22 protein-coding genes are annotated in these 23015 nt (G+C 65.7%); 1 reads left to right on the forward strand and 21 read right to left on the reverse strand.

Annotated features, from left to right (window positions below; translation table 11 throughout):
• Window positions 1-3: 3 nt before the first annotated feature.
• From DES52_RS09225 to DES52_RS09325, 21 genes are all read right to left on the reverse strand, one after another.
• Complete coding sequence (locus DES52_RS09225; RefSeq protein WP_245900861.1) at window positions 4-423, reverse strand: PaaI family thioesterase; 420 nt, start codon at window positions 421-423, stop codon at window positions 4-6.
• A 10-nt stretch (window positions 424-433) separates the two neighbouring features.
• The gene (locus DES52_RS09230) at window positions 434-940 is read right to left on the reverse strand and encodes a GNAT family N-acetyltransferase (RefSeq protein ID WP_110886525.1); all 507 of its coding nucleotides are present in this window, start codon (window positions 938-940) and stop codon (window positions 434-436) included.
• Window positions 941-942: 2 nt separating this feature from the next.
• Complete coding sequence (locus DES52_RS09235) at window positions 943-1413, reverse strand: MaoC family dehydratase (RefSeq protein ID WP_110886526.1); 471 nt, start codon at window positions 1411-1413, stop codon at window positions 943-945.
• A gap of 10 nt (window positions 1414-1423) precedes the next feature.
• Window positions 1424-2200 (reverse strand): SDR family oxidoreductase, encoded by a 777-nt coding sequence (locus tag DES52_RS09240; RefSeq protein WP_110886527.1) that lies wholly within the window; start codon window positions 2198-2200, stop codon window positions 1424-1426.
• Window positions 2201-2304: 104 nt separating this feature from the next.
• Window positions 2305-4104, reverse strand: coding sequence for an acyl-CoA dehydrogenase (locus tag DES52_RS09245; RefSeq protein ID WP_110886528.1), 1800 nt, complete (start codon window positions 4102-4104; stop codon window positions 2305-2307).
• Between the two features lie 13 nt (window positions 4105-4117).
• Window positions 4118-5299 (reverse strand): acetyl-CoA C-acyltransferase, encoded by a 1182-nt coding sequence (locus tag DES52_RS09250; protein WP_110886529.1) that lies wholly within the window; start codon window positions 5297-5299, stop codon window positions 4118-4120.
• 70 nt (window positions 5300-5369) lie between these two features.
• A complete protein-coding gene (locus tag DES52_RS09255) occupies window positions 5370-5819 on the reverse strand; it encodes a GNAT family N-acetyltransferase (RefSeq protein ID WP_110886530.1) in 450 nt (149 codons plus the stop codon).
• A gap of 8 nt (window positions 5820-5827) precedes the next feature.
• On the reverse strand, window positions 5828-7933 hold the full coding sequence (locus DES52_RS09260) for a 3-hydroxyacyl-CoA dehydrogenase NAD-binding domain-containing protein (RefSeq protein WP_110886531.1): 2106 nt from the start codon (window positions 7931-7933) through the stop codon (window positions 5828-5830).
• 449 nt (window positions 7934-8382) lie between these two features.
• Window positions 8383-9105, reverse strand: a complete 723-nt coding sequence (locus tag DES52_RS09265; protein ID WP_110886532.1) for an ABC transporter ATP-binding protein — start codon at window positions 9103-9105, stop codon at window positions 8383-8385.
• The gene (locus DES52_RS09270) at window positions 9098-9883 is read right to left on the reverse strand and encodes an ABC transporter ATP-binding protein (RefSeq protein WP_170130976.1); all 786 of its coding nucleotides are present in this window, start codon (window positions 9881-9883) and stop codon (window positions 9098-9100) included. Before DES52_RS09270 ends, DES52_RS09265 begins: the two co-directional genes overlap by 8 nt.
• Window positions 9883-10875 carry a branched-chain amino acid ABC transporter permease gene (locus DES52_RS09275; RefSeq protein ID WP_110886533.1) on the reverse strand — a complete coding sequence of 331 codons (993 nt, stop codon included), beginning with the start codon at window positions 10873-10875 and terminating at the stop codon, window positions 9883-9885. The genes DES52_RS09270 and DES52_RS09275 overlap by 1 nt, the downstream gene beginning before the upstream one ends.
• Window positions 10876-10879: 4 nt before the next feature.
• Window positions 10880-11755, reverse strand: coding sequence for a branched-chain amino acid ABC transporter permease (locus tag DES52_RS09280; protein WP_110886534.1), 876 nt, complete (start codon window positions 11753-11755; stop codon window positions 10880-10882).
• Window positions 11756-11833: 78 nt separating this feature from the next.
• Window positions 11834-12979: an ABC transporter substrate-binding protein gene (locus DES52_RS09285; RefSeq protein ID WP_245900863.1), complete on the reverse strand. Its 1146-nt coding sequence runs from the start codon at window positions 12977-12979 to the stop codon at window positions 11834-11836.
• A 271-nt stretch (window positions 12980-13250) separates the two neighbouring features.
• A complete protein-coding gene (locus tag DES52_RS09290) occupies window positions 13251-14156 on the reverse strand; it encodes a pseudouridine-5'-phosphate glycosidase (RefSeq protein WP_110886535.1) in 906 nt (301 codons plus the stop codon).
• The gene (locus DES52_RS09295) at window positions 14153-15091 is read right to left on the reverse strand and encodes a carbohydrate kinase family protein (protein ID WP_110886536.1); all 939 of its coding nucleotides are present in this window, start codon (window positions 15089-15091) and stop codon (window positions 14153-14155) included. The genes DES52_RS09290 and DES52_RS09295 overlap by 4 nt, the downstream gene beginning before the upstream one ends.
• A gap of 242 nt (window positions 15092-15333) precedes the next feature.
• A complete protein-coding gene (locus DES52_RS09300) occupies window positions 15334-16164 on the reverse strand; it encodes an N-acetylglucosamine kinase (protein WP_110886537.1) in 831 nt (276 codons plus the stop codon).
• Window positions 16161-17045: an N-acetylmuramic acid 6-phosphate etherase gene (murQ, locus tag DES52_RS09305; RefSeq protein WP_110886538.1), complete on the reverse strand. Its 885-nt coding sequence runs from the start codon at window positions 17043-17045 to the stop codon at window positions 16161-16163. The genes DES52_RS09300 and murQ overlap by 4 nt, the downstream gene beginning before the upstream one ends.
• Complete coding sequence (locus DES52_RS09310; protein WP_211317891.1) at window positions 17042-18064, reverse strand: serine hydrolase domain-containing protein; 1023 nt, start codon at window positions 18062-18064, stop codon at window positions 17042-17044. Before DES52_RS09310 ends, murQ begins: the two co-directional genes overlap by 4 nt.
• Entirely contained in the window at window positions 18061-19185 is a 1125-nt protein-coding gene (locus DES52_RS09315) for an ABC transporter permease (protein ID WP_110886642.1), read from the reverse strand. The genes DES52_RS09310 and DES52_RS09315 overlap by 4 nt, the downstream gene beginning before the upstream one ends.
• A 64-nt stretch (window positions 19186-19249) precedes the next feature.
• Window positions 19250-20221 (reverse strand): ABC transporter permease, encoded by a 972-nt coding sequence (locus DES52_RS09320; protein ID WP_110886539.1) that lies wholly within the window; start codon window positions 20219-20221, stop codon window positions 19250-19252.
• A 67-nt stretch (window positions 20222-20288) separates the two neighbouring features.
• Window positions 20289-22040: an ABC transporter substrate-binding protein gene (locus DES52_RS09325; protein ID WP_110886540.1), complete on the reverse strand. Its 1752-nt coding sequence runs from the start codon at window positions 22038-22040 to the stop codon at window positions 20289-20291.
• A 199-nt stretch (window positions 22041-22239) separates the two neighbouring features.
• Between DES52_RS09325 and DES52_RS09330 the strand changes: the two genes are divergently transcribed.
• Entirely contained in the window at window positions 22240-22992 is a 753-nt protein-coding gene (locus DES52_RS09330) for a GntR family transcriptional regulator (RefSeq protein WP_110886541.1), read from the forward strand.
• Window positions 22993-23015: the final 23 nt, after the last annotated feature.

Genomic DNA, 23015 nt, shown 5'->3' on the forward strand with positions numbered 1-23015 from the left:
TCCTTACGAATTGACTTTCGCGATGGTCGCGAGGGCGGTCGCCACGATCTTTTCATGGCCGCCCCGTACCGCGAACACGTCCGCGCGCGTCACGACTTGGCTTCTCGACGCCTTCACGACGGTTCCGCGCGCCCGTAGCACCTCGCCGACGGCGGGCGACAGGAGGTTGAGCTTGTACTCGCTCGTCACGACGTCACCCACGACGGACGCCGCCGCCCACGCGCTCACCGTGTCCGCCATGTACCCCACGACCGCGCCGTGCACGAAGCCGTGATGTTGCGTCAACTCCGGGCGGACGTCGACTTCGATTTCGACCGCGCCTTCCTCGAAGGCCGTGAGCCGTGTTCCGATCCACTTCGTGAACGCGCTCGACTCGATCGCCGCCTCCAGCAAGGCGCGCTTCTCGCTCACGGACGGCGTCACGGTACCTTCCTTACCACGGCAAGCCCTCCAAGCGCACGGGACCGCTCGGCCAGGCACGATCCGCCAAGGGCTTGACCATGGCGCTCTTCGGAAAGACGATCGGCCCGCTCGATTGCTGCACTTGCACGGGCTCCGCCAGCTCCTGCCAGCCGAGCGCCGAGTAGTACGGCACGAGCTGCGGACGGCAGAAGAGGAAGCCGAACGCCACGCCCCACGCCCGAAGTTGCTCGTCGGCGACGTCGAGCGCGGCGCGGGCGTGTCCTTTGCCGCGCTCGCTCGCCTTCGTGAGGACCCCGCCGTACCCGCCGACCTCGACGCGTTCGTCTCCGGCATGCACGTGCGCTCGAACCAAGCCGACGTGCGCGACGACGCGACCGTCGTCGTGAACGAGCACGTGCCAGTCCTTCGCGAGCCACTCGAGCTTCAAGTCGGCGAGGAGGAAGGGGTCCTCCTCGCCCCCGACGATCTCCGTTCGCACGTCCTCCGGGTACGCGTTCGTGAACGTCAGCGTTCGCATGCTCAGAAGTACGTCCGGAAGATCGTCTCGGCGATCATGGCGGGCTTGCCATCCTCGCGCTCCACCGTCTGCTTGAGGGTGATCTGCACCCACTCGCCGTCCTTGCCGTCCTCGATGGAGACGAGGCCCGCCTTGCAGCGCACCTTCATTCCGACCATGACGGGCGACAAGAAGCGCACCTTGTTGAGGCCGACGTTCACGACCATGCGCCCGCCGAGATTGAGGACGTGCTCCAAGCCCTTCGACAGGTGCCCGGCGAGCAGCGAGAGTGTCAAAAAGCCGTGCGCGATCGTACCGCCGAACTGCGTCTGCTTGGCCCGCTCGGGATCCACGTGAATGAACTGGTGATCGCCCGTCGCGTCCGCGAAGGTGTTCACCATTTCCTGCGTGACGAGCGTCCACTCGCTCACGCCGACGTTCTGACCGACCTTCGCTCGGAACTCTTCGAGTTGCTGGTTGTGCGTGTGCGTCACGAGAAGCCTTTCAAATGGCGCTGATGCCGCCGTCGACGGCGATGGCTTGACCGGTCATGTACGCGCTCGCGTCGCTGGCGAGCAGCACCGCGAGACCCTTGAGGTCCTCGGGACCGCCGAGACGACCCAGCGGCGTGCTCTCGATGATGGCTTTCTCGGCGTAATCGAGCGTGCCCTTCGTCATCTTGGTGGGAAAGTAGCCGGGGCAGATGGCGTTGACGGTGATGCCGTACTTGCTCCACTCGCTCGCCAAGGCCATCGTCATGGTGATCATGCCGCCCTTGGACGTGTTGTACGCGAGGGTGCCCGCCATCTTCGGGTGGTTGCCTTGCAGGCCCGCGACCGAGGCGACGTTGATGATGCGGCCCGATTTGCGCGGAATCATGCTCGCCACGCCGACCGCTTGCGTCAGCAGGAACGTCCCCGTGAGGTTGAGGTTCACGACCTTGTGCCACGCGTCGAGCGGATGCTGCTCGGCGGGCGCGCCCCACGTCGCTCCGGCGTTGTTCACGAGGATGTCGATGCGACCCCACTTCTCCATCACGGCGTTCACGATCTGCGGCGCCGCCTCGGGCTGGCCGAGATCGGCCGCAACCGTGAGGACCTCCACGCCCTGCGCCTCCAAGTGGGCTTTCGCCTCGTCGAGTTCGTGCGCCTTGCGCGCCGTGATGGCGATTTTCGCGCCCATCTCGCCGAGCGCCTCCGCGATTTGCAGGCCCAGTCCGCGCGAGCCGCCCGTGACGATGGCGACGCGTCCTTGCAAGTTCAGTAAGTCTTTGACGCTCAAAGAGAAACCTCCGTGACGGTGATTGGCCTCAGCCTACATCGAACGGACGTTCGGCGGACATGAGAAAAGGGCAGGTTCGCCGCCCGCCCTTTCGCTCGCTCCTCTCAGAACCACTGAGGTTGCATCTCGTACGTCGTGCGGTCCAGCGTCCGCAAGAGGTCGCCGAGCGGCTTCACCTTCGGCAAGTCGAAGCGGTAGAAGTAACGGCACGCCTGAAGCTTGCCGCGGTAAAAGTCCTGATCGGCCTCGCTCGCGCTTCCGAGCGCCTTGGCCGCCACGGTCGCCTGGCGCAACCACATCCACGCGATGACCGTGTGCCCCAGCATCTCCAAGTACAGCGAGGCGTTCGCGAGAAACACGTCCGGTCCCGCCTCGCCCGCCTGACCGAGCATGTCGCCCGTCGTTTGCCGCACGACTCGCAGAGCGTCGGCGAGTTCGCCCGCGAACAACTCCACGTCCGGCACTGCGAACGCCTCGTCGATGCTCGCTTGAAGTTCCCTCGCCAACAACTTGAAGGCCGCGCCGTTCTCCATCGTCACCTTGCGCCCGAGGAGGTCGAGACCTTGAATGCCGTTCGTGCCTTCGTGAATGGGATTGAGGCGGTTGTCGCGGTAGTACTGCTCCACGGGGTACTCGCGGGTGTACCCGTAGCCGCCGAGAATCTGGATCGCCTGCTTGTTCGCCTCCAAGCAGAAGTCCGACGGCCACGCCTTCATGATCGGCGTGAGGATGTCGAGCAGGAGGCCCGCCTCCCTGCGCTTCGCCTCGTCGGGATGCGTGCGCTGATCGTCCACGAGCGAGGCGAGGTAGAGGCCCAGCGCGAACGCGCCTTCCACGTACGCCTTTTGCATCAGCAGCATCCGCTTCACGTCCGCGTGCTCGACGATCATGCGCTGTTCGGACAACGGGTCCTTGTTGCTCGCCTTGCGGCCTTGTGGCCGCGTCTTGGCGTACTCCAGCGAGTACAGGTAGCCCGCGTACCCCAGCATCGTCGCGCCCATCCCGACGCCGATGCGCGCCTCGTTCATCATGTGGAACATGTACGTGAGGCCCTTGTTGGGCTCGCCGACGAGCTCTCCGAGGCACGCGCCGTTCTCCCCGAAGTTCAACACGGTGCTCGTCGTGCCTCGGTAGCCCATCTTGTGCAACAGCCCGCCGAGGTTCACGTCGTTGCGCTCGCCGAGGCTGCCGTCGTCGTTCACGCGCGAGCGCGGCACGATGAACAGCGAGATGCCCTTGACGCCTTTCGGCGCGTCCTTGATGCGCGCGAGCACGAGATGCACGATGTTCTCGCTGAGCTCGTGCTCGCCACCCGAGATCCACATCTTCGTGCCCGAGATCAGAAAGCGCCCGTCGTCCAGCGGGGTCGCGGTCGTGAGAATGTCCGCCAGCGACGAGCCCGCTTGAGGTTCGCTGAGCGCCATCGTTCCGAACCACTCGCCGGAGATGAGCTTCGGCAAGTACTTCGTTTTTTGCGCTTCGCTGCCGAACGCCGCGATGAGGTTGGCGTTGCCGATCGTGAGGAACGGATACGCGGACGTCGAGACGTTCGCTGCCTGGAAGTGCGCCTGCGCCGCTTGAAAGACGACGCCGGGCAACTGCATCCCGCCGAGATCGTACGCGTGATGCGCCCCGAAGAAACCCGCCTTCCGAAAGGCTTCGAGGGCCTCCTTGACTTGCGGAATGATCGCCACCTTGCCGTCCACGACGTGCGGCTCGTTCAAGTCCGCCTCGCGGTTGTGCGGCGCGAAGTACTTCTCGGCGAGCGACTGCGCGAGGGTGAGCGTGTCGTCGAACGTCTCGCGCGAGTGGTCCGCGTACGGCGCTCGCTCGGGAAGCTTCTGCGCGTCGAGCAGTTCGTACAGCATGAATTGAACGTCCCGGCGATTCAGGTAACTGGTCATGACCGTTCCCCGCTCACACGATCTCGAACAGTCCGGCCGCGCCCATTCCGCCGCCGACGCACATCGTCACGACCGCGTACTTCTCGCCGCGCCGCTTCGCTTCGAGAAGGGCGTGCCCCGTGAGGCGCGCGCCGCTCATGCCGTACGGATGCCCCACGGCGATGGCGCCGCCGTCCACGTTGAGCTTCTCGTGCGGAATTCCCAGTTTGTCCATGCAGTACAGGACCTGCACGGCGAACGCCTCGTTGAGCTCCCAAAGGCCGATGTCGTCCACGCCGAGTCCGTGGCGCTCCAGAAGCTTCGGAACGGCGAACACGGGCCCGATGCCCATCTCGTCGGGTTCGCAGCCCGCGACGGCGAAGCCGCGGAAGATGCCCAGCGGCGCGAGGCCGCGTTCTCTCGCCGTGTCGGCGCTCATCACGACGCACGCGGACGCCCCGTCGCTGAGTTGCGACGCGTTGCCCGCCGTGATGCAGCCGCCCTCGTTCACCGTCCGGACGCTCGCGAGTCCCTCGAGCGTCGTGTCCGCCCGAACGCCCTCGTCGCGTGACAGCGTCACGTCCTCCTCGCGGATTTCGCCCGTCGCCTTGTCCTGCACGAGCTTGCGCGTCGTCATCGGCACGACTTCCGCGTCGAAGCGTCCCTCCTGCCACGCCGCCGCCGTTCGCGTCTGGCTGTGGTACCCGAACTCGTCTTGGCGCTCACGCGAGATGCCGTAACGCTTGGCGACGTTCTCCGCCGTCTGGATCATGCTCCAGTACAACTCGGGCTTGTGCTCCTCGATCCACTCGCTTCTCGCGCGGTGCTTGTTCATGTGCTCGTTTTGCACGAGGGAGATGCTCTCCAAGCCGCCCGCCACCATGATGTCCGCGTCGCCTTGCATGACGGCGTGCGCCGCCATCGTGATGGTCTGCAGGCCCGACGAGCAAAAGCGGTTCACGGTCGCGCCCGCGACGGTGACCGGGAGGCCCGCGCGAATCGCCACTTGCCGCGCGATGTTCCCGCCCGTCGCGCCCTCGGGGTTCGCGACGCCCAGCAAGACGTCCTCGACGTCCTCGGGGCGCACGCCCGCCCGTTCCAAGGCGTGCCGAACGACGTGCGCGCCCATATCCGCTCCGTGCGTGTTGTTGAACGCACCTCGATAAGCCTTCCCGATCGGCGTCCTCGCCGTCGAAACGATCACTGCTTCACGCATGGAAATCTCCTTTGCCGCCTTGCTGAGGGGCGCGGCTCACTTGCGAACTGCTCGTGCCGATTCGTCCACTTCACGACCCTGAACTCGCCTTCAACGACACCACGAAGATACGGCTTTCGCTTTCCTCGCCTCCCACCGAGGCGTACAAACGACGGGCCGCCTCGTTCGAAGCGTCCGTCAGCACCCAGGCGGTTTCACATCCCGAGGTGCGCGCGTGATCGAACAGACGCTCGACGAGCCGCCGTCCCAAACCTCGCCGTCGATGCGTCGCGGCGACCCCCACCTCGTTGACGAACACCTCCGGCGGTTTGTCCGGATGAACGTAACGAACGGCCGAAGCGAAGCCGACCACCTGTCCCGCGTCGAGGGCGACGGCCAGGTGATGGCGGGCGTCCGAGAAGAACTGCGCCGTCCAGCGCGCGTCGATCGGCCCGTCGAACACGTCGGGCGCCACGTCGTTCAAGACGTGCGCCTCGTCCTGCCCGAGGACGCGCACGACGATGTCCGCTTCGGCCGTCATCCTGACCTTCAAGGACGGGCGGACTCGCCCGAAGCGCGAACGTACTGCGCGAACGTCTTGCCTTCCGCGGCCAATGTTTCCAAAAGCGGCGCGGGCTTCCACGTGTCGCCGTGCCGCTCGTGGAAACCGCGAATGTCGGCGAGGACGCTCGCGAGGCCCACTTGATCGGCGTAGAACATCGGTCCGCCCCGGTACGCCGGGAAGCCGTAGCCGTACACGTAGATGATGTCGATGTCTCCCGCGCGTGAAGCGACGCCTTCTTCCAGGATCTTCGCGCCTTCGTTGACGAGTTGGTAGATCAAGCGCTTCGTGATCTCGTCGCGGCTCAACTCCCGCTTCAACAAGCCTTTCTCCATGCGGTAGTTGTGGATGAGGCTCTCGACGTCCGGATCGGGAACGGGCGTGCGGCCGTTCGCGTAGGAGTACACGCCCGCGCCCGTCTTCTGCCCTTTGCGGCCGAGTTCCACGATGCGGTCCATGAACGTGTCGGACTTCTCGAGTCCGGCTTCTTTCGCGAGACGCTGGCGAATGGCGTACCCGATGTCGAGGCCCGCCATATCGCTCATCTCGAACGGGCCCATGGGAAGACCGAAGGCGTGCATGGCCGAGTCCACCTCGTGCGGCGTGGCGCCCTCGTCCACCATCTGCTGCGCTTCGCGCCCGTACTGGTTGATCATGCGGTTGCCGACGAAGCCGTCGCACACCCCGACGACGACGCCGACCTTTCTGAGGGCGCGGGCGAGTCCGACGCTCGTCACGAGGGTCTCGTCGCTCGTCTCCTCGCCGCGCACGATCTCCAAAAGCTTCATGACGTTCGCGGGACTGAAGAAGTGCATGCCAAGCACCGAACCGGGCCGCTTCGTGCTCCTGGCGATCTCGTTCACGTCCAGCGTCGAGGTGTTCGTCGCGAGGATCGCGCCGGGCTTGCACGTCGCGTCGAGGCGTCCGAACACGTCCTTCTTGACGTTCATGTCCTCGAAGACCGCCTCGATGACGTAGTCGGCGCTCGCGAGGTCCGCGAAGTCCAAGGTGCCGCGAATGAGCTTCATGCGCTCCTCGACTTGCTCCATGGTGAGGCGGCCCTTCTTGGCGGTGTTCTCGTAGTTCTTGCGGATCGTCGCGAGACCGCGCTGAAGATTCGCTTCGTTCGCTTCGTAGACGACGACGGGAATCCCGGCGTTCGCGAAATTCATGGCGATCCCGCCGCCCATCGTGCCCGCGCCGAGCACGCCCGCCGTCGCGATGTCGCGTGACTTCACGCTTCGGTCGACGCCCGGAATCTTCCCGACTTCGCGCTCGGCGAAGAACACGTGCCGAAGGCCCTTCGACTGATCGGAGTTCACGGCCTCCATGAAAAGCTCGCCTTCACGGCGCATGCCCGCGTCGAAGCCGTGCTCCACGCCGTACTTCACTGCTTCGAGGCACAGCATCGGGGCGAGCAGACCTCGCGCTTCCCTTTGCACGCGCTCGGACGCCACGTCGAAGAAGACGTGCGTGGGAATCGCCAAGCGTACGTCGCGATCACGAATTTTCGGTGTGCCTTGAGCGGTTCTCGCGAACTCGATCGCTCCTTCGAGCAAGTCGCCCTCCACGATCTGGTCCACGAGTCCGAACTCCAACGCCTTGTCCGCCTTGATCGGATCACCCTTCACGATCATCGTGAGGGCCTGCTCCAAGCCGATGAGGCGCGGCAGGCGCTGCGTGCCGCCCGCCCCGGGAATCACCCCGAGCTTCACTTCCGGCTGGCCGACGCTCAGACCGGGCGCCGCCACGCGGAAGTGGCAGCCCATCGCGACTTCCAGTCCGCCGCCGAGCGCGTTGCCGTGCATCGCCGCCACGACCGGCTTCGGACTCGCCTCGAGTGCGTCGATCGTGCCGCGCATGTCGGGCCACTGCTCGGGCGGCAAGTTGAAGGTCTTGGCGTCCGCGCCCGCGATGAAGCTGCGCTCGCCGCCGATCAGGACGAAGGCTTTCACGCTGTCGTCGGCGTTGCCGCGCGCGAGGCCTTCCTTGATGCCTTCGGGCACGCCGGGACTGAAAACGTTCACGGGCGGGTTGTCGATGGTGAGGATGGCGATGTCGCCGCGCTGTTCGTAGTGCACGAGATTCGGCATGAGTCCTCCGTTGGATTGGGGTAGTTATACCGCGAGGGGAGAGGGGAGGTGAGTATCCGGGGCCGAAACACGGCTGAAGAGTGGAGAAGGGCCGCCCCGGCCCGTGCTTCGCAAGCCTGCGGCCTCCTACCCCGCCGGGTAAAAGCACTGGGCCGGGATTCGTCGAGATACAGCCGCCATCCTCAGCCATCGCGAACGATCAAGCACTGGTATCAGGTACTCGTCACCATGAAGCACATCAGATTCGGAAGCAGGCGGGGCGCTCGGGATGGCCACGCTTCGATAGGGCGCCGCCCCGTTGGCGCCATTGCTGGAACGTCTCCTCCGACCTGCCCAGTGCAACGTCAAGCCCCCCTACCCCGGCGGGGGTAGGGAGTTGGGGGTGGGGGACCGGCCTTTATCCGCCCACGAACCATCTTTTGGCCCCTGCAACCTCCAACCCCCCTTCTTCACACCCCGATATACGCACTCCTCACCGCGTCATTCCCGAGAAGCGCCTGCTGCGTTCCCTCCAGCGTCAACACGCCGTTTTCCAGCACGTACCCCCGGTGCGCGATGCTGAGCGCCGCGTACGCGTTCTGCTCGGCGAGCAGCACCGACGTGCCCGCCGCGTTGATGCGCTGCACGACCTCCAGCACCTGCTCCACCACGAGCGGCGCGAGTCCGAGCGACGGTTCGTCGAGCAGCAGCACTTTCGGCCTCGCCATGAGCGCACGCCCGATGGCGAGCATCTGCTGTTGTCCGCCCGACATGCTGCCCGCCGCTTGATGCCGTTTGTCACGCAGGATGGGGAAGAGGGCGTAGACTTCCTCCAAGCCGTCTTTCACGCCGCCTTTGTCGCGTCGGTGGATGTACCCGCCGAGGACGAGGTTCTTCTCGACGCTCAATTCGGGGAAGAGCAGACGTCCCTCGGGGCACTGCGCGATGCCCATGCGGATGATGCCTTCGGGCGAGAGGCCGACGAGGTTCGTCCGTCCGTAGGTGATCGAGCCGCTCGTGGGCTTCTGAAGGCCGCTGATGGTACGAAACAACGTGGACTTGCCCGCGCCGTTCGCGCCGAGCAGCACGACGATTTCGCCACGGCCGACGGTGAGGGTGACGCCGCGCAAGGCGACGAACGCGCCGTAGTTGACGGTGAGGCCGTTGATGTCGAGACTGAGCTGGTCAAGCACGGCTGCCTCCTCCGAGATACGCCGAGATGACGGCAGGGTCGCCTTGAACTTCTTGCGGAGTGCCCTCGGCGATCTTCTGTCCGTGGTGCAACACCATGATGTGGTTCGCGAGGTTCATGATCATGTTCATCTTGTGCTCGATGAGCAGGACGGTGAGGCCGTGCTCGGTCATCTTGCGAATGAGGCGCGTCAAGCCCGCCGTCTCCTCGGGGTTGATGCCCGCGGCGGGTTCGTCGAGCAGGACGAGGTTGGGGTTGGTTGCGAGCGCGATGGCGATCGACACGCGCTTTTGCGCTTCCTGGGTCAGCATCGCCACCGGCCTCGGGTCGTTCGGCCCTAGGCCCACGAAGTCCAAGGCCCACGAGGCGCGCTCGCGCGCCTCGTTCTCCTCCCTTTTCAGGCGTGACGTGCGTAAGATCGCGTCCCACACGCCGCTTCTGCCTCGCAGGCGCGTGCCGAGCAGGACGTTTTCGATGATGGGAAGCTCTTTGAAGAGGCTCGTCGTCTGGAACGTCCGGGCGATGCCGAGCTTCGCCATTTCGTGCGCGGGTACGCGCGTGACGTCCTGTCCGCGCCACAAGATGCGGCCCGACGTGGGCTTGTAAAAGCCGCTCAGCAAGTTGAAGAAGGTGCTCTTGCCCGCGCCGTTGGGGCCGATGACGGCGTTGATGGCGTTCGGCGTGACGCGGTAGTTCACGCCCGACACGGCTTGAAGGCCGCCGAAGGCGATGCCGAGATTCTCGACTTGCAGCAAGTCGGTGTTCGGGGAGGACGTCATCATCCCTCCTTTCCGGCGGGCGCGGGCGTCGCGCTCGCTCGCGGTCGGCGTGACTTCAAGGTGCTTCGGATCCACAAGCCCATCAGACCGTGCGGCGCGAAGAGGACGAGCAAGACGAGCAGGGGGCCGAAGATCAGCAATTGGTACTGCTGGAATCCCTGCAGGAACTGCAAGGCGATCGTGACGACGAAGGTGCCGATGACGGGCCCCGTGAGCGTTCCGATTCCTCCGACGATGACGAACAGCAGAATCTGGAAGGTCTGGTTGGGACTCGTGATGGCGTACCCGAGAAAGCCGAGGTACGAGGCGTAAAGGCCGCCCGCGAGGCCCGCGAGGGCCGTGGACAGCATCAAGGCGCGCTGCTTGTGGGCGTACACGTTGATGCCGCTGGCGCGTGCGAGGTCCTCGTTGGAGCGGATGGCGACGAAACTCCGGCCGGTCGGCGAGCGTACGACGACCGACACGACGTACAGCGCGACGATCAAGGCGAGCAGCGCGAGGTAGTAGAAGCCGGGCGAACTTCCCTCCAGTTCCAGCCCGAGAAGCGGCGGGGGAGGAGGAACGCCGTTGAGGCCGTCGCGTCCGCCCGTGAGGTCCGTCCAGCGCTGAATGATGCTCGTGACGATGATGCCCGCCGCCAGCGTGAAGATCGCGAAGGCGTCGTGTCGGGTGCGAAACGCGATGAGGCCGAACAGGTAGCCGAGCACGGCGGTGATGACGACGCCCACCGGAAGGGCCAGCCAGAAGTTCCAGCCTTGCTTGAACGTCAAGATGCCCACGGCGTACGCGCCGATGCCGAAGAACGCGGCGTGCGCGAGGTTCAGCAACCCCGTGAAGCCCAGCAGGACGTTCATGCCCGTCGCGGCGATCGACCAGATGAACGCGACGATCAGGACGTCGAGGTAGTAGGCGTTCTTCGTGATGAAGGGAATGACGGCGGCGACGATCAGCATGACGAGCAGGGCGGCGCGCGAGTGGGTCTTCGTGAACATCTCGTCACGCTCCCTTGGCGAACAGACCGCTCGGCTTCACGGTGAGGACGATCACGAGCAAGGCGAAGCCGATGATCTCGGCGAAGTCCGGGCTGAGGCCGACGGCGCTTCCGTACGCGGCCGTGAAGGTCTCGGCGAGCGCGAGCAGATACCCGCCGATGATCGCGCCGGGCACGCTGCCCATGCCACCGAGGATGATGATCGCGAAGGCTTTGAGGTTCACGACGTCGCCCATCGTCGGCGAGACGAGGTTGATGGGCGCGATGAGGGTCGCGGCGACGGCGGCCAGACCCGCGCTGATGGCGAAGGTGAGCATCGACACGCGGTCGGTGTTGATGCCGACGAGACGCGCGCCTTCACGGTTTTGTGCCATGGCCTCGATCGTCGCGCCGGTGACGGTGCGCTTCAGGAAGTAGTACAACGCCAGCATCACGACGACGGCGCCCGCGATCACGAGCAGACGCTGCACGGTGACGCTCGCCCCGGCGATCGAGACGACGCCGCCGAACGGGCTTTGCATCACGCGAAATTCCGGTCCCCAGATGGCCTGGGCGCCCGCTTGGAAGAAGAACAGCAAGCCGATCGCGGCGATCATCGCTTGCACTTGTGGCTGGCCGCGCAGCGGATGGAACACCAGGCGCTCGATGACCACCCCGAGCAGGGCGAGCACGAGTCCGGACAAGATCAGCGCGAGCAGGTAAGGCACGCCGAACTGTGTGAGGAGTACGAAGGTCAGGTAGGCGCCCAGCATGTACAAAGCGCCGTGCGCGAAGTTCGGGATTTTCAAGACGCCGTACACGAGCGTCAAGCCCAAGGCGACGAGAGCGTACACGCTTCCGAGGGCGACGCCGTTGACAAGTTGTTGCAGGAAGAACTCCATGAGGCTCCCTTCTGCCTTTCTTGGAAGCGTTCGCGTCGACGGTGACGTCGACGCGAACGCTTGTTCGTTCGAGTTCGATCAGCGGTTGGCGTTCAGGGGCATGATGCGGCCGCTTCTGAACAGCGCAATTTGCAGTTGGCTGTTGAGCTGGCCGCGTTCGTTGATGCTGGCGGGACCGAACAACTGCTGGCTGGCTTTGAGCGTGCGCGCCGCTTGAGGCATGGCGGCCCGAATCGCGGACGCGTCGGTCGTCGTTCCGGCGATCTCCATGGCGCGCGCCACCATGTACAAGCCGAGGTAGTTGAGGGCAGGCTCGGCGGTCGCGACTTTGTTGTCGAAGACCTTGGCGTACTCTTTGATGAAGCGTTGAGCGCCCGCCGTGCGGTAGTCACCGACGGGCAGGACGCCGATGGAACCGTTGAGTTGAGTGGTCGACGCGATGGCCGTCATCTGCTCGAACTTCGCTTGGTCCATCACCATGAAGCCGCCCTTGTAGCCTTGCTCGCGCGCCGCCTTCACGACGAGAGCGGTGGGCTGCGACGGCCCGCCGATCAGCATGACGTCGGGCTTGTCGGCGAGGGCGCGCGTGACGGTCGGGTTGTAGTCGGTGGTGGTGTTGTAATCCACGCCGTAGTTCCCGACGACCGTGCCGCCCTGCTTTCGCCACTCGGCGCTCATGGCGTCGGCCCACGCCCGGCCGTAAGCGCTCGTCGTGGCGAGCAGGCCGAGACGCTTGCCGTACTGCTTCATCATCGTCTTGGCGAACGGCGCGAGGTACTGATCGAAGGTCGGCGGAAGCGTCACGGTCAAGGCGTTGTTGGCGGAGACGACGCTCGGATCGGACGAGTACGCCATGAGGAGGAACTCGGGGTTGCGCGTGTTGAACGCTTGGACGGTCAGGATGCCGCCCGCGTGCGGAACGAAGATGACGGGCGTGTTGTTCTGCTGGAGCAGTCGGCGAACGTTCGTCGCGGTTTCGTTGGGAAGGTACCGATCGTCGAGCGACACGAGGTTGAGGCGGTACTTCTGGCCTTTCACGGTGATGCCGCCCGCCTTGTTGATCTCGTTCACGGCCATTTCCAGGCCGGACTGAACGTCCTTGCCGTAGAAGGCGGCGGCGCCCGAAAGCGGCCCGGAGTACCCGATGTTGACGACGTTTTGAGCGGTGGCTTGGGCGACGGCGAGCAGAGCGGACAGGGCAGCGAAGCGCACGAGCTTTTTCACGACAGTGACCTCCGAACAGAGAGTTGGCGAACGACACGCCCAGGGGCGTGACACGACGTATGCGACCGCGGTCAGGCAAGCCTGACCAAAGACGAAGAATGTTCTGTAGCTCGCATCTTACAACGATCGTTCACCCGAACGTGAGGGGATGCCACAAACTCGAAGGTTCGCTCACCCCGAGCGCCAAGAGACCGGCACCGGAAGGCCAACGCGCGAGTGACGACAGAAAAGCCCCGCGCCGAGGAGGCGCGAGGGGTTAGGGTGCGGGAGGCTACGAAAGCTTCGCGGCGATCAAGGCCGCCACGCGCGCGTTGTTCTTCACGAGCGCGATGTTGGCTTGCAAAGAGCGTCCCTCGGTGATCTCGACGATACGCCCCAAGAGGTACGGGGTGGCGTCCTTGCCGCTGATGCCCGAGGCGCTCATGTCGGCGAGCGCGCGTTCGATGTGGGGGGTGATGTCCGAAGCGGGGATCTCGTCCTCTCCGGGGATGGGATTGGCGATCAGAACGCCGCCTTCGAGACCGAGATCCCACTTCACGCGCAGCATCTCGGCGACTTCTTGAGGCGTGTCGAGGCGCAGAGGAGCGGCGAACCCGCTTTCGCGCGAATAGAACGCGGGAAAGCGGTCGGTGCCGAAGCCGACCACCGGCACGCCGAGCGTCTCGAGCTTTTCCAGGGTGAGGCCGATGTCGAGGATGCTCTTGACGCCCGCAGAGACGACGGCGACGTTCGTCGTGGCGAGCTCGGTGAGGTCCGCGCTGACGTCGAAGGTCTCCGCCGCGCCACGGTGGACGCCGCCCGTGCCGCCCGTGGCGAACACGTGGATTCCGGCGAGCGCGGCGATTCGCATCGTCGTGGCGACCGTCGTGGCGCCGTGCGCTTTCTTCGCTACGATCACCGGCAAATCGCGGAGACTGACCTTCGTGACGCCCTTGTCCGTTCCGAGGAGTTCGAGTTCGTCGGGTGACAAGCCCACCTTGAGGCGACCGTTCAAGATGGCGATCGTGGCGGGCGTCGCGCCGTTGGCTCGAACGACGTCCTCCACTTCTCTCGCCGTTCGCACGTTCTGCGGATACGGCATGCCGTGAGAGATGATGGTGCTTTCCAAGGCGACGACGGGCCGCCCTTGCTCCAGGGCCGCTTTGACTTCGAGCGTGAAATCGATTCGCGAATTCATGACGTGGCTCCTTGCAGGCGCTCCCGAAGCGCTCGAGGGCTCAGGAGCGGTGAGACGGTGTGCTCGCTTTCCAAGGTGAGCGAGGCGGCGGCGTGCCCGGACCGCGCGGCGTCCTCGGGAGACGCGCCGAGCAGCAGAGCATGAAGATACCCCGCGAGACTCGCGTCCCCCGCGCCTGTCACGTCCACGACCCGTGTGGGAAAGGCGGGCAGCCAGGACGCTTCGCCCTCGACGGACAGGAAACCGCCTCGCGCGCCGAGTCGGACCCAAACGCGCTCCACGCCGAGTTCGTGCAACGCGTTCGCGGCCGAAGGCAAGTCCGACTCGCGGACCGTTCGTTCGACGAGCACTTCGAGTTCCTCGCGGTTCGGCGTGACGAGGTGGATGGAACGGCGGGTTCGCAAGACGCTTCGGACCTTCACGGCTTTCGGGACGCTGACAGGATCGAGGACGACGGGAATGCCGCGCTCGCCCGCGATGTCCACGAGGGTCCGCAAGGTGTCCTCGCTCGAGTTGCCGTCCGCCACGAGAACGCGCGCGCCTTGCAAGACGAGTCGTCGCGCACGCAGGAAGTCGCCGGAGAGTTCGCCCGCTCGGTCCATGGCGACGACGGCGATCACGAGTTCGCCGCTCGGATCGAGGACCGCCGTGTACGTGCTCGTCGGGGCGTCCGTGCGAAGGACGTGCGTGAAGTCCACTCCGAGCGCACTCGTTCGCGCGATGAGCTCGTCGCCGAGGGCGTCTCGCCCGACGGCTCCGAGGAATGCCACGTCCACGCCGAGCCTCGCGAGGTTCTCGGCGACGTTGCGCGCCACGCCGCCGAGGCTCGTGGACGCTCGTCCGGGATTGCTCGTTCCCATCACCGAGGGCGCGTGCAAGGTGAGCTTTTGGTCCACGATCGCGCCGCCCACCACGACGACAGAAGGAAAAGTCACGCTCCAGTCAACTGCGTGGCCGCGCGTTTTGGCAAGTGGTACGGACAGCACGTGAACTTCGAAGCATCGAGCGGCTTCGTCCTGCTGACCCGGGCGCGTGGACGGGATGGCGCGGCGCCCCCGTTTCCGTCTTGAAATTCTGAGCCGAGTCGGCGGCCGATGTCGCTCTTCGCCGTCTTGAACGTTCTGGCGCTCCTGCCCGTGGACGCCGCCGGAACCGACTCGAGGCGCCGCGCTGGACGTCAGGTGTTCGCTTGTCGACCGGCCAAGGTGGCCGCCCACTCTTCGGGCGTCGCACGAGGCGGTTGATACCCGGTTTCGAGCAGGTCGCCGAGGAAGCTCGTCAAGCCGCCCCACGCGCCCCAATTCGTCACGCCGAGTTCCGCTCGCAAGCTCTCGACGGCTTCACGGCATTCCGAACGCCACGCCTTCACGGTGGCGGTCGCGTCGGGATCGTCGAGGGCCGCGGCCTCGAAGACGAGCGGTGCGTGCGAGGCGTACCACGCGGCTCCCTGGCCCCTCGCGGCGTCGACGACCGACCGAACCGAGTCGAAGCGCGTCCGTAGAAGCGCCGCGAGGGGCGAGGAGTCGTTCCAACGTGCCAGTCCGAGCTGCATCGCCTTGAGGCCCAAGGCGGCGCCGCTCGCGGTTTCGAGGGGAAAGCCGTACCCGAGGCGCCGTCCCGTCTCGCCGTGCTCGCCGCGCCCGAGGACGATGACGCCCGTTCCGACGATGAGAAGCACGCCCGGCATCCCACCGAAGTAGGCCCCGAGGGTGAGTTGCGCGTCGGATTGCGCGGTGAAGGACGCGAAGCCGTGCGGCACGGAGAAGAGGGCGGCCTCGTCGACTGGTGTGGCGAGGCCCGCGATTCCCGCGTGGACTCGGCAGTGCGCGAAGTCCACGCGGGAATCGGCGTTTCGGATGGCGTCGTGAATGGCCGTCATGACGCCCGCGGGTCCGACTTGCCGGAGGTTGCCGCCGCCCGCGCGGCCGCGCGCGATGACTTCGCCGTTTCGCACGACGACGGCGCGCGCGCTCGTGCCGCCCACGTCGAGGCCGACGTGCAACGTCACGTCAGGGCGCGGCGCACGTGGCCGCCCGCCGCGTCGAGGAGGCGTTGCGCTTCGGCGGTGTCCACGCTCCGCAGAAGGCTCACGACCGACACGGCGACGCGGAACCCGGACGCTTCGAGGGCGGCGCGCGCCTCGGTCTCGGACGCGTTCGTGGCCGTCACGACGAGACGCACGGCGCGCTCGCGCAATTTGGCGTTCGTGGGACGCACGTCCACCATGAGGTTGCCGAGCACCTTTCCGAGCCGCACCATGACCGCGCTGGAGAAGGTGTTGAGGGCGATTTTCTGAGCGGTTCCCGCTTTGAGGCGCGTGGAACCCGAGATGACTTCGGGGCCGCTGTGCAGGCACACGCCGACGTCCGCTTCCGTCAGGAGGGGGGTGCCGGGATTGTTCGCGAAGGCGATCGTGAGGGCGCCGACGGCCTTCGCGTACCGAAGGCCCGCGAGGGCGTAAGGCGTCGTGCCCGACGCGGCGATCGCGATGAGAACGTCATCCGCGCTCAGCTGGACTTGCCGAAGGTCGAGGACGCCCGCTTCCTCGTCGTCCTCGGCGCCTTCACGCGCTTCCCACATCGCCTCGCGCCCGCCCGCCAGAAGGGCGACGGCGCGCGACGGTGGCCAAGAGAAGGTCGGAGGCAACTCGGCGGCGTCGAGGCACGCGAGCCGTCCGCTCGTGCCCGCCCCGACGTACACGAGGCGGCCGCCGCGCGCGAGGAATTCGGCGGCGAGGTCCACGGCGCGCGAAAGGTCGTCGCTCGCGTCGCGAACGGCGGTCACAGCGCGGGCTTGGTCTTCGAGGAGGGCCGCGACGACGCCGTTCGTGGAGCGCAAGTCGAGGTCGCGGTACTGTTCGCTGAGTCGTTCGGTGTCGAGCAAGGTCATACCCCTCTCCCGAGGGCGGCGTGAACGGCGTTGGCGAATCGGCGCCGCAAGTGGATGATGTCGTCGCCCGTGTGCCGAGTGGGATGCACGCGGTTCGTGAGCAGGACGACGGCGTAGCCGCGCTGTGGCTCGATCCATACGCTCGTGCCGGTGAAGCCCGTGTGGCCGAACGCTTGAGGAGACGCGAGGTCGCCTCCGCTGCACGTCGGATGCCCGAGGATCCACCCGAGACCGCGCGGACAACCGTTGGCCTCGTGACTCCAGGGCCTCGCCACGAGGCTCCTCGTGGGCTCGCTCACGAGGTCGGTGAGCCACGCTTGAGCGGCGCGGGCGACGTCACGAAGGGTGCCGAACGCGCCCGCGTGGCCCGAAACGCCGCCGAGGGCGTAGGCGTTCTCGTCGTGGACTTCGCCGTTCAGGACGCGGCCACGCCACGGGCAGCGCTCCGTCGCGACCGTCGGTCCGCTCGGGCGGTACGTGACGAAGCCGCGTTCCTCGGCCAATTCGTCGAGGGCGCGGCCCGTGAGCCGCTCGGTCAGCAGTCCGAGCAGCATGAAGCCGAGGTCGGAATACAGCAGTCGCTCGCCCGGCGCGGCCTCGAGCGGCGTTTGCAGGACGCGCGCGAGCAAGGTCGCTCGGTCGGTGGGGTGCGTGTAAAGGGGCGCCCAGGCGGGCAATCCGGACGTGTGCGCGAGAAGGTGGGCGATCTTGGCGGTGCCGACGCTCGGTTCGACCATCCAGCCCGCCTCGGGCAAGTGCAGGCTCAACGGGTCTTGCAAGCTGAGCCGTCCTCGTTCGAGCAAGCGCAGCACTTCCGGCAAGGTCACGAGGACTTTCGTGAGGCTCGCGAGGTCGAAGGCATGGTTGGCCGTGAGGAGCTCGTTCGTGTCGAGGCTCGCCACGCCCAGGTACTCTTCGCGCAAAATGCCGTTTGGCGTGACGACCGCGGCGGCGACGGCGGGCATCGGCACGGCCTTCAGGAGGTCGAAGGCCGCGCCCAGATCGACGGCTCGCGTCACCGCGACCCCGTGTCGGCCGCGTCGCGCAAGGCGTCGCCGAAGAAGTTGTACGCGAGGACCGACAAGGCGATGAAGGCGCCGGGCCACAGCAGCCACGGGTACAAGCCGAACGCTTGGATGCCTTGGTCGTACGCGTCGCGGAGCAGCAGGCCCCACGAGCTCATCGGCGCCTTGATGCCGAGGCCGAGGAAGGACAGCGCGCTTTCCCCGAGGATGTAGCCGGGCAAGGCGAGCGTGGCAGTCACGACGAGGATCGACGAGAGGTTGGGAACGATGTGCCTCAGGATGACGCGCAAATCCGAAGCTCCGACGGCTTGCGCGGCCGTGACGAACTCCACTTGCCTCGCGGCGAGCACTTGGCCGCGCACGACGCGCGCGAGGCTCGCCCATCCGATGAGGGCGAGAACGGCCACGATGCCGAGGTAGACCCAGGTGGAAGGCCACTTGGCGGGCACGAGCGCGGCGAGCGCCATCAAGATCGGGAGCCTCGGGAAGGACAGCAGGACTTCCACGAAGCGCATCAGGAGGTTGTCGACCCAGCCGCCGTAGTAGCCGCTGATGCCGCCGACCGTGACGCCGATGAGAAACGAGATGAGGATGCCGACGATCCCGACGGTGAGGCTGATTTGCGATCCGACGATGGTCCGCGAAAACAAGTCGCGCCCGATGGAGTCGGAGCCGAAGAGGAACATGCTGCCGCTCTGAACCCCGAAGAGGTGCAGATTCGTCTTGAGGCCGAGGAAGTTGTGTTCGTCACCGCGCACGAAAAAGCGGATCGCGAGCGGCTTCGTCTTGTCCTCGGCGTAGCGGCTCACGAACGTGACGGGGTCGCGCTCGCGCTTCACTTCGTACACGAAGGGGCGCGTGAGTCGACCGTCGTGGAAGAGGTGGACGCGTTGCGGCGGTTGGTACGGATTGGACGCGAACTGCGTGGCGACGCTGTAAGGCGCGATGAAGCCGCCGAACAGGGCCATGATGTACAGCAGGACCAAAATCCATCCTCCGACGACGCCGAGGCGGGACTTGCGGTAGCGCCGAAACGCCATTTGAAGGGGCGAGAGCACTTTGACGCTTTCCTCTCCCCGCGCAGGAGAGGGGGTGGGAGTGATCGGGACGCTCATGCGCATCCTCCGCCGAGCAAGGCCGCCCGCTCTTTCGAGGGTGGAAATCGACACGTTCTGTGGCTCATGAGTACCTCACTCTGGGGTCGGTGAGGGCGAGGGCGATGTCGGCGAGGAGGTTGCCGATGAGCAGCAAGGTCGCCGACAGCATCAGCATCGTGAGCGCCACGTACTGATCCTTGTTGATGAGCGACTCGTACAGAATCGGACCGATGGTGGGCAAGTTGAGCACGACGGACACGATGATCGTTCCGGAGATGAGGGCGGGCAAGCTGAGCCCGGCCAGCGAGATGAGAGGGTTGATGGCGTTGCGAACCGCGTGTCGCCACACGACGACGCGGGGCGCGAGGCCCTTGGCTTTGGCGGTGCGAACGTAATCTTGGGACAACACGTCGAGGGTGGAGGCGCGCATTTGGCGCATGACGCTCGCGACGCCTTCGAGGCCGAGGGCGAGCAGCGGAATCCACAAGTGCCCGAGGGTGTCGAGGATCTTGCCCCACGAGAGTGGCGCGCCGATGTAGTCGGGCGAATTCAGACCGCCGACGTTCGTGCCGCCGAAGCGCAGGACGAGCGCGATGAGAAAGAGCGCCGCGAGGAAGTCGGGAATGGCGAGTCCGAAGTATCCGAAGAAATTCGCGGTCTGCGCGCCGATGCCGCGGCGGTTGAAGGCGGTGTAGATGCCGAGCGGCACGGCGATGAGCCATGACAGCGCCAGCGACAAGCCCGAGATCAGGACGGTCACGCCGAGCGGTTCGAGGATGAGGGTAGCGACGGGTCGGTTCTCGTCGAAGGAGTAGCCGAAGTCGCCGCGCGACACGACGCCCCACAGCCACTTCGCGTACTGCATCCAGGCGGGGTCGTTGAGGCCGAGTTGCTGCGTGAGTCGCTCGACGGTTTCTTTCGTGAAGCGCGGGTCTTCGAGGAACTGGTCGGTGTAGCTGCCCGGCTGTAGCTTGATCACGACGAAGCACACGACCGAGATCAGCAGCAGCGTCGGGATCATGCCGAGCAAGCGACGAACGGTAAAGATCAGCATAGAAGGCCCTCCGGCAATTCACCCCTCTCCCCGAGCGGGAGAGGGGCCGGGGGTGAAAAGTCAGAACTCAGCGCTGCGAGATGAGCGGCACGGGGTTGTAGCCGGGGATGACGCCGAGGGTCCAGATGTAGTTCGTGAAGGTGTTGGAGACCACGCCGATGTTCTCGGGCTTCGCGATGGGAATCACCGGCAGGTTCTGCGCGAAGATGATTTGCCAGCGTGTGTAGACGGCCTTGCGGCGGTTGGGGTCGGTGACCGTCGCGCCTTGGTTGAAGATGTTGTAAATTTCCTTCTCCCAAGGGAACATCTTGGCGACGTTCGGGGTGCCGCCGTCCGTGGCGGGCTGCAAGGAGCGGTGCCAGTAGTACAAGGCGCCGCCCGGTTGCCAGATGGGCTTGCGAAGCTCGGGATCGGGTTGGTCGCCGAAAGCGTGCAGGATCGCTTCCCAGTTTCCGCTTTGGCCCGTGGAGAGCAGCGTGGAGACGAGCACGCCCTTGAGGTTGACCTTGATGCCGAGGCTCTTGAGGTCGTTTTGGATGATGGAGGCCATCGGGGGGTACACGGCCGAGTCGGTGCCGTAGGTGAGGTCGAACTCCAGCGGCTTGCCGGGAGCGATGAAGCGTTGGCCGCCCGCGCCGACCTTGAGGCCCATCGCGTCGAGAGCGTCCCCGGCGGCCTTGAGATCGAAGGAGCCCAGGAAGCGCTTGGTGTTCGTGTAGAACGACGAGATCGGCGCGACGCCGTGGCCGGGAAGGCTGGCGAGGCCGTTGTAGATCTGGTCGATGATGCGCTCGCGGTTCAAGGCGGACTGCATGGCGCGCCGGAAGCGGACGTTGCTGAAGACCTTGGCGAGATCGGGGTTCTTGGCGTCGAAGTTGAACGCGAGGAAGGGCGGCGATCCGAACAAGGCGGGCGAGCGCACGACCTTGAAGGGCGCCCCGGCGACTTCACGCTGCTTGAGATCCGGGAATTGGGCGCCGGAGATGTTGAGCTGATCGACGTTCTTCGCGAGGAACGCGGCGACTTGCGCTTGCGGATCGCGAATGACGAGGTACTCGAGGGTGTTGAGGTACGGCAACTTCACGCCTTTGGCGTCGACCTTCCAGTAATTGGGGTTCTTGACGAGCGTGACCTTTTGGCCGGGCGTGTAGCTTTGCAGCTTGAACGGGCCCGTTCCGACGACTTCGCTGGCGTCGACGTCCGTCGGCCAGGCGTTGTTGATGTCGGCCGCCTTCGCGCCGCCTTCTTGCGAGAAGCGCAGAAGCTTGTGCTTCGGCATGATGGGGGTGCGCAGTTGCTGCAAGAAGGCGGGCGCGGCGCGCGCGAGGGTGAAGCGCACGGTGTTGGGGTCGAGCGCCTCGACCTTGACCTTCTCGCCGCCGATGGTGAAGTTGGCGACGTCGCCCGCGCGGGCTTCGGGATTCATGATGACTTGGTTGAACGTGAAGACGACGTCGGCGGCGGTCAGGTCGCGTCCGTCGGACCACTTGGCTTCGGGGCGCAGCTTGAAGGTGTAGACGCGGCCGTCCGACGAGACCGTCCACGATTCGGCGAGGGCGGGCTCGATCTTGTAGTTCTGCAGGTTGTACTCGATCAGACCGTCGAACAACTGATTGGAGATCGTTTGGAGGTTGGAGTCGATGGCGCCGTAGTAAAAGAGGCTGCGCGGGTTGTCGCCGAGCACGAGGGTGTAGGTGCCGCCGGGCTTGCCGGACGCCACGCCGAGCGCCGTGTAGGCGGGCATCTTCTTGGGCGCGGCGAGGGCCGCGCCGGTCAAGAGGGCGAGGCTCGCGAGCATCAGGGTTCCGCTTCGCTTCATAAGATCCTCCGGGGAAAGCAAGATTAAGAACCACTATAAGACCAGTTTGAAAGGCTTGCAAGAGACCTCGCTCGTGAGCCGCGAAGTTGGGTAGTCTCTGTCGAGAATGGAGCCCGTGTGCGTCGCATTCGACGCACACGGTGTCCTGTCGCTCGCGAAGCGTCTGTGGGAGAGGTATTAGTGGTATGCTAATGGTTACATGGCCGCTTTGCCTTCGTCCTTCTCGCTGAGCCTCGACGGATCGAGCGCCACTCCCGCCTATCTGCAAGTCGCGCGGGCGGTGTCGCAACTCATCGAGAGCGGGACGTTGCCGGAAGGAACGGCGCTGCCGAGCGAGCGCGACCTCTCGGCGCACCTCGCCTTGTCGCGGGTGACGGTACGGCAAGCGCTTCGCGTGCTCGAAGAGCAAGGCTTGGTCGTGCGGCGGCAAGGCTCGGGCACCTTCGTCGCGCCGAGGCGCATCGTGCAGCCGTTGTCGGTCCTGACGGGCTTCAGTGAAGACATGCGCGCGCGCGGCCTCGTGCCCGGCGGGCGCGTGCTGAGCTTCGAGATGGGCCGACCCAGCCCGCAAGAAGCGATGAATCTCGGACAAAGCCCGCTGCTCGACGTCGTGCGCCTGCGGCGTCTGAGGATGGCCGACGGCGAGCCGGTCGCCATCGAAACGAGCGTGCTGCCCGCGCGCTTGCTCGACGGCGCGCCTCGCGAGCGCTTGGAGCGCGGCTCTTTGTACGAACTGTTGCGCGAGCGCGGCTTCACCCCGGCCCGAGCGATGCAGCACTTGCGCGCGACCGAGGCGGACGAGGAAACGGCGGCCTTGCTGCACCTCGCGCCACGCGGCGCCGTTCTCGCGACGGAACGCGTCACGTGGGACGCGAGCGGCGGCGTGCTGGAATTCGCGCGTTCGCAGTACCGCGGAGATCGCTACGACTTCGTGGTGGAATTGCAGCATTGAAGCCGGGCCTTGAAATTCTGCTT

Origin of the sequence: Deinococcus yavapaiensis KR-236, assembly GCF_003217515.1 — a bacterium.
GTDB lineage: Bacteria > Deinococcota > Deinococci > Deinococcales > Deinococcaceae > Deinococcus_A > Deinococcus_A yavapaiensis.